Raw genomic sequence first — 7133 nt, 5'->3', positions numbered from 1 at the left:
TGCTCAATTAAATCACTCGGCAACGGAATCTTTAAAAATGGCATCCATTGTCATCACTACACTTCCTATAATGTGTATTTATCCTTTTATACAAAAGTACTTTGTCAAGGGCCTTATGGTTGGCTCAATAAAAGGATAATTCATAAAATTAACTAAAGAGGAGAGATTTATCATGAAAAGATTTTTAATCTTAATTGTAGCTACCATGATGTTGTTTGTTACAGCGTGTAACAAGCCAAGCGAACCTACCAAAACCACAGAGCAGTCACAGACAGCAGACCCAAATACCGCCACACAAAAAGTTAGCGAAGAACCAATTGAAGTTACTTGGTTTTTCCAGGCTAATACCCCATACACTGGCGACGAAGAAATTTTTAAGACCATTCAAAAGTACACAAATATTAAAATCAAACCCGTTACCGTTGCCCGTGCAGACTATACACAAAAAATGAATACCATGCTAGCAGGTGGATCACTACCGGATTTGATTACGTTATCAAGAGATAATGCGGATCGTTATGGTCCACAAGGAGCATTCTTAGATTTAACGCCTTATATGGAAGCAGGGAAGCTTGATCATTACAAAGCGATGTTGGAAAAATATCCACCTGCCATGGATCTGACTCGTTCGCCTAACGGCAAATATTATGGCGCCCCAAGAGTGTATGATGTGCCATATCGTGCCGACGAAGTTATGTTAGGCAGGACTGATATTTTTGCAAAACACAACTTATCCACGAAGTTCGAAACCTTTGACGATTTATACAATACCTTAGTTGAACTGAAGAAACTCTACCCAGATTCTTACCCATTTTTCGTAAGATGGGGGACGTCTCATCTAATTGGCAACCAAGCTTACTTTAGAGGAACGAACACTTCTTTCCATCTTGACCCAGATGGGCAAAAATATTTATTCGGTCCAGAAAGCCAAGCCTACAAGGATACGTTGGTTTACTTGAATAAATTGTATTCCGAAGGCTTGTTAAATCCAAACTTTGCTACGATTACAGATGATGAATGGAATGAACTGTTAGCTACAAACAAAGGTTTGGTGACCTTTGACTACCCACAAGTTGGCGACGAGATTGTTCAAGTAATGGGAAGCAAAATTCCAGAGGGCTTTGAATTTACGGCTATGCTTCAACCTGCTTACAACAATAAAAGAGTTGGTACCACTGTTTTAAGCGGCTATTTCCAAAACTACAAAGTGATTTCAAACCAAACTAAATACAAAGATGAATTAGTTAATTTGCTGAATTGGATGTACAGCCCAGAAGGTATCGATGCACTGCAATTTGGTATCGAAGGCGAGTCTTACGAAAAGAATCCCGATGGTACTGTGAAATTTTTGAAGGATTTTCAAACTCCTGCTACACCAAATGGTACCATCAAGAATACGGGGCTAAATACCCAAGAACTTTTCAGTGTTGTAAATCAAGCTGCTATTAATACGTATGAGTTAAATGGTGCTGCCATGAAAAAATCGGTATCATTTTTGGAAGAAAACCAAGCATTTGGCAAGGCGGTCTTTGATGCAAAATTTAGCGATACTAATGCGAAAAAAGAATATACCGACCTCAAAACGGCTATTGATACCTACGTAGAGGAAGCTTCGGTAAATGTGATTATCGGTAAGCAAAGCATTGATACCTGGGATTCAAAAGTTATACCACAGGTTAAAAAACTTGGCTCTGACCGAGCTTTGGAGCTAATCAATAAAGCCTACGACGAGACTTTTAAAAAATAGCGAATATAACTTGAGTTGAACGAAGGAGCGTGATGTTTTCACGCTCCTTATGTTGATTAGGAGGAAAGCATGTATAGCAAACTGACCATTCAAGACTATCCGGAACCACCCCATATTAAACCTGGAGATTCCTTGCATTGTGATTTTATACTAGATGATTTGGATTTTATCGCCAAGAACGATTTCAAAATCATGTTAAAAGGCGAATATGCCATGCACCCCTCTTGGATGACAGAGGGCGGGTACCCCTATTTATATCGAATGATTGATGACTGTCTGTCTCCAAATGATACCCATCATAGTCAGTTTTGTTTGCACCTAGAAGGAAAAGGTGAATCCTATCGAAAGCGCGCCTATTATAAATTTGTAAAACCAGTACACGCCGGCAATCATTTTACCTTTTCTATCTTTGCAAAGGCAGAGCATTTAAAAAAGAATAACAACACAGCTGATTTGGAAATTGTTTTTGAAAAGCGGTTCATAAAAGAAGGGGTAGACACGGCTTCCATCAGTTTAGACCCCGATGAAGTCATTATCATTCCTATCGAAGAAGGAACTTACCCTTGGCATAAGATTGAGAGAGACTTTGTTTTAGAGGATAATGTGGCCTCCATTTTGGTTTATATTCAAGCAAAAGGATTACATGGAGATCTTTATCTGGAAGACCCGCGCTTTAATGGTAATTTCTACAGTGAGCCCAACTATAATTATTTGCCTTCGTTTACCATGTCTGATCCTTATCATGAAGAAATGAACTGGTTTGGGGAGAATCTATCCAAAAAAGAATGGGCAAACCTAAAAATTAAAATCAACAATGAAATTTGCTTTGACGGAGAATTTTTTCAACGGTGTTTACGGTTTTCCGAAAAGGAATTCAAAATAGATAAGGATCTATTGAAAATAGGTAAAAACACGATCATCATCACCAATCAAGCCGATTATTTTATGCCCCACCCTTACACGGTTAAATCATTATATTTGCTATATCAAGAGGCAAAAAACTTAACTGTAGTTGGTTTCGATGATTGCATTCCTCTGCATACGCAAATACCTATTATGGTTTACCTAAAAGACCGATCTACCGTTATCGTAAGCGCCGGTGAAAACGAGAACTTGATTTTTGAAAAAGAACATTGTTGTCAAAAGGGTTTTAACGTAATCAATTTTATGGCTACAGCCCACCAAACGAATTTCAAGATCAAATTAACTTGTGGTCTGGAAGAAGAAACGATTACCATTACACGAACAATAGAAAAAAAAGATGACAATGTATTAACAGGAACCTCAGATGCTATTTTTATTAGTCAAGATATAGAAGATTTTGATGAGTTTTTTTGCTGGTACTTAAACAACCGTTTGGGGAATTTTATATCCATACGGCCTGTTTATCGATGGACTGGAACTAGGGAATTAAACAAAGATTTTTGGGCGCACCTTGTCAAAATCTTTACGGAGTACCGCTATCATTATTGCCACATTATTGATGGGCGCGAGCTTCCAGGTATGAATGCAAACCCAACGAAAGAAATGCTAAATGGACCTTATTTTATTGGAAATCAAGGACACGAAAGAGACGGTGCCTTCTATTATTGGGGTATTGGGCGGGGCGCTAAATTTGCTTTTTTTGACGAGCTCATGGAGCGGTTTATAGATAAAATTGAAGATGGAAAATATTTAACGCCTCCTGTTTATGCACAAAATAGAGTTTTTTCAGGTTATAATCCTGTGAAGCCAACGGACATGGAAGAGGCGGCTGCACAACTCGTTGAAAACGTTCGCTATTCGTTAAACGGCGTGAAAAGACATTCGGGTCCAAGCACGCTATTTAAGTATTTCTACGAGGGTGGCTTAGAAAGCGCAGGCAGTGAATTGATGTATGGCCCACATGAGATTATAATCGCTGCACAGCGTGGAGCGGCAATTGCATACAACAAAAAAGATTTGTTAGCGCATTTGGCCGTTCAATGGTCAACACTGCCTCATGACACAAAAGAACGGTTTAGAAGGTATCAACTTTCATTATTTGTTTGCTATACTCATAACATCAATCACATCAATACAGAGGAAGGGCTTTGGCATATCGAAAGTGAGATGGCATTTTTCGATCGGTTTTCCCGGGCTTGCCTTGAACATTTACAAGTGCAAAAAAACTTTGCCCATTTTGTGAAAACCCATACAAGACCTACGAAAATGGTTGTCCCATTTGGTTTTTTACATGGAAATAATGATGCTTGGGTATGTTTTACAAGGCCCAATGCATGGGGACAAGTCGGCGATAAATGGAAATTTAATCATATGGAGGAAAGCTGGGATTTGCTAAAAACCTTCTTTCCGGACTCTGTTTTGAGTGCCATTTATCGATACCCATGCGAAAACAAACCACAAGGATTTTATTCCAGAACCCCTTATGGCACGGTTGATATTTTACCGATAGAGGCTCAGCCAGAAACGTATCAAAAATATAAAGTGCTTGCATTTTTAGGTTTTAATACCGCTACAGATCAACAGTTTCATAAGCTCCTTGAATTTTGCAACAATGGAGGCACGGCGATTCTGACTTGGGCTCATCTTTTCACCACAACAGATCGAGAAGAAGCTTTGAATGGAACAAGTGGCTTAATCGAGAAGGGCTTAATGGAAAAGGTGTTGGGGATAAAAGATTATGCTTATCCTGAAAATGTTGAGAATCCTGAAAAAATCATGGATCTTACATTGCAGGATACAGTAACGGTAGTCAAATCACATCAAGGCAAACCACTAATCATTCAAAACACTGTAGGCAAAGGGAAAGTTATCTTAATCAATTCACTGCACTATCCTGCCAACCCAGCCATTCGAGAAGAATACCAATCTGTATTAAAACAAACCGCAGAGGAAGCTTGCAAAGATGAGTATGAGAAAGGGTATATTATTGGTAATGATACCGTTAACTTTACCGTGTTTGACCGTGAAGATGGGCTAAGAGTAATCTACTTACTAAACATCGATTGGTGGAGTGACAAAGAAATTGCCAAGGCTACATTGAAATGGAACAACAAAACATTTGAAATCAATGTTGAGCGTGAAAAAATCAATATCATAACGTTATCCGAATCAGTTGGCATCCTATCTCGGGATTTTGATACAGAGGTGGTTTCCATCCAAGAATCCAAGGGTGAGGCTGTCATTCGCTTGCAAGGGTATGGAACTGCGTCCATAGAGGTGCTGACAAAAGACAAACAAGAAGAAACAATTCAGATTGATGGCTTTTATGAAATGAAACTAAAAACATGAACGTGAAATAACCCCCAAACCACTCCAATACAGGAGTGGTTCTTTTTTTATATTTTAATGTAGATCTTATGGACATAGGACAATTTGGTTTGGAGCACGGCGGGGATGAGCGGACGCAGCGGGAGATTGCGAAGGAGCTTGGAATTAGTCGGAGTGAAAGTCCAGTTTATGGGACACCCTCTTATTTCACATTATGTTACTCTCAATCGGTGTTAGATTCTAATATACTTTTTATACCATTGTTTACCCTCTCAATGTTCGCTATAATGTTCTTGTAAATTAAATTGAATACAACCCTCATCCTATCAAACGGTGAGGTAGAGGTCGCGGTTGTTAGAAGTAAATCAGTGGAGACGCAGAGAACGTCATTGAAGCTGTTGAAAGGAACTACCGCCGAAGTTTGATTGCTGCTCTGGGCAATTGGGCTGGGACTGTTGCCGGAAGGTGCAGAACTGTCACAAATTTATGATAAGTAAACTTGTGATGAGCTATCTTCAAAGAAGATAAGATGGGAATGATATAAAACGTTCACCTATGTGAGCGTTTTTTTTGTGACCATAAGAAACGTATGTTCTGAAAGACAGTGTTACCGTTTCTTCTTGTTTCCCACTCCAGAACAATGGATCGACATCATGATTAAGGAGTGTTTTTAATGTCATCAAACAATTCGACTGAGCCACAGCAGTTGAAACGCGGGCTCAAGGCTCGTCACCTCACAATGATTGCACTTGGAGGATCCATTGGTACAGGCTTGTTCCTTGCTAGTGGTAGTGCAATAGCAGAAGCTGGTCCAGGGGGAGCTCTTCTCGCTTATATAGCGGTGGGTATTATGGTGTACTTCCTTATGACTAGTTTGGGAGAACTTGCAACCTATATGCCAGAATCGGGATCTTTTAACACATATGCGAGCCGCTTCGTGGATCCTTCTTTGGGATTCGCCCTGGGATGGAATTTCTGGTTTAACTGGGCGATTACGATTGCCTCTGAGCTTGCAGCAGCAACTCTTATTATTAAATATTGGTTTCCTGATAGTCCTTCTTATCTGTGGAGCTTCCTGTTCCTTGCTATTATTTTCGGTTTGAATCTACTGTCTGTCAAAGGATATGGCGAATCGGAATACTGGTTTGCATTGATCAAAATTGCCGTTGTCATCATCTTCTTGATTGTTGGGGTGCTTATGATATTTGGTATAATGGGCGGCTCGAAGCCAACTGGCTTCAGTAATTTCACACTAGACGGTGGACCGTTCCATGGTGGTTTTCTAGCGTTTCTTGGTATCTTTATGGCAGCGGGTTATTCGTTCCAAGGAACCGAGCTTGTCGGCATTGCAGCGGGTGAAAGTGAGAACCCACGTGAGAACGTACCGAAGGCCATTAAACAAATCTTCTGGCGTATTCTGCTTTTTTATATTTTTGCAATCTTCGTAATTGGCATGTTGATTCCTTTTACACATCCGAGTTTGATGCAAGCTGGTATTGAGAATATTGCAGTTAGTCCGTTCACCCTTGTTTTTGAAAAAGCGGGGTTTGCCTTCGCGGCTGCTATTATGAATGCCGTCATTTTGACTTCGGTGCTGTCTGCTGGTAACTCAGGGATGTATGCATCTACACGTGTACTGTGGGTACTTGCCAAAGAGGGCAAAGCACCTAAGTTTCTAAAGAAATTAAACAAACGCGGTATTCCTATTAATGCGCTGCTGGTCACTTGTGCAGTCGGCATGCTTGCGTTTCTAGCTTCCTTCTTCGGTGATGGGGTTGTGTATTTATGGCTGCTGAATGCTTCTGGCATGTGCGGATTTATTACATGGCTTGGAATAGCAATTAGTCATTACCGTTTCCGCAGGGCATTCGTTGCACAAGGTCGGGATTTAAGTGAACTTCCTTATAAAGCCAAGTGGTTCCCGTTAGGTCCACTCTTTGCCTTTGCATTATGCATGTTCGTTATTATCGGCCAGAACTTTAAAGCTTTCACTGGAGAAACGATCGATTGGTATGGCGTGCTTGTTTCCTATATCGGAATTCCGTTATTCTTAGGTGTATGGCTAGGCTATAAATTTGTGTACAAGACCAAAGTCATTCCTCTTAAAGACTGTAAATTTGACTAGAATGAAGGG

The 7133-nt window shown here is 40.1% G+C and carries 3 protein-coding genes, 2 pseudogenes and 1 riboswitch; all 5 genes and pseudogenes read left to right on the top strand.

Going from position 1 to position 7133, the window contains the following annotated elements:
• Nucleotides 1-139, top strand: a pseudogene (locus AC0YN6_RS20220) (carbohydrate ABC transporter permease); the annotation flags it as partial.
• Nucleotides 140-172: 33 nt separating this feature from the next.
• A complete protein-coding gene (locus AC0YN6_RS20215; RefSeq protein ID WP_475749022.1) occupies nt 173-1747 on the top strand; it encodes an extracellular solute-binding protein in 1575 nt (524 codons plus the stop codon).
• Between the two features lie 69 nt (nt 1748-1816).
• Nucleotides 1817-5020 carry a hypothetical protein gene (locus AC0YN6_RS20210; protein WP_475749021.1) on the top strand — a complete coding sequence of 1068 codons (3204 nt, stop codon included), beginning with the start codon at nt 1817-1819 and terminating at the stop codon, nt 5018-5020.
• 47 nt (nt 5021-5067) lie between these two features.
• Nucleotides 5068-5175, top strand: a pseudogene (locus tag AC0YN6_RS20205) (RNA polymerase subunit sigma-70); the annotation flags it as partial.
• A gap of 155 nt (nt 5176-5330) precedes the next feature.
• Nucleotides 5331-5519, top strand: a riboswitch (Lysine riboswitch).
• A 153-nt stretch (nt 5520-5672) separates the two neighbouring features.
• Nucleotides 5673-7124 (top strand): amino acid permease, encoded by a 1452-nt coding sequence (locus AC0YN6_RS20200; RefSeq protein ID WP_475749020.1) that lies wholly within the window; start codon nt 5673-5675, stop codon nt 7122-7124.
• The last annotated feature ends 9 nt before the right edge of the window (nt 7125-7133 follow it).

This window comes from Paenibacillus sp. J22P15, assembly GCF_056269345.1.
This window is presented reverse-complemented; position numbering and strand designations above follow the sequence as displayed.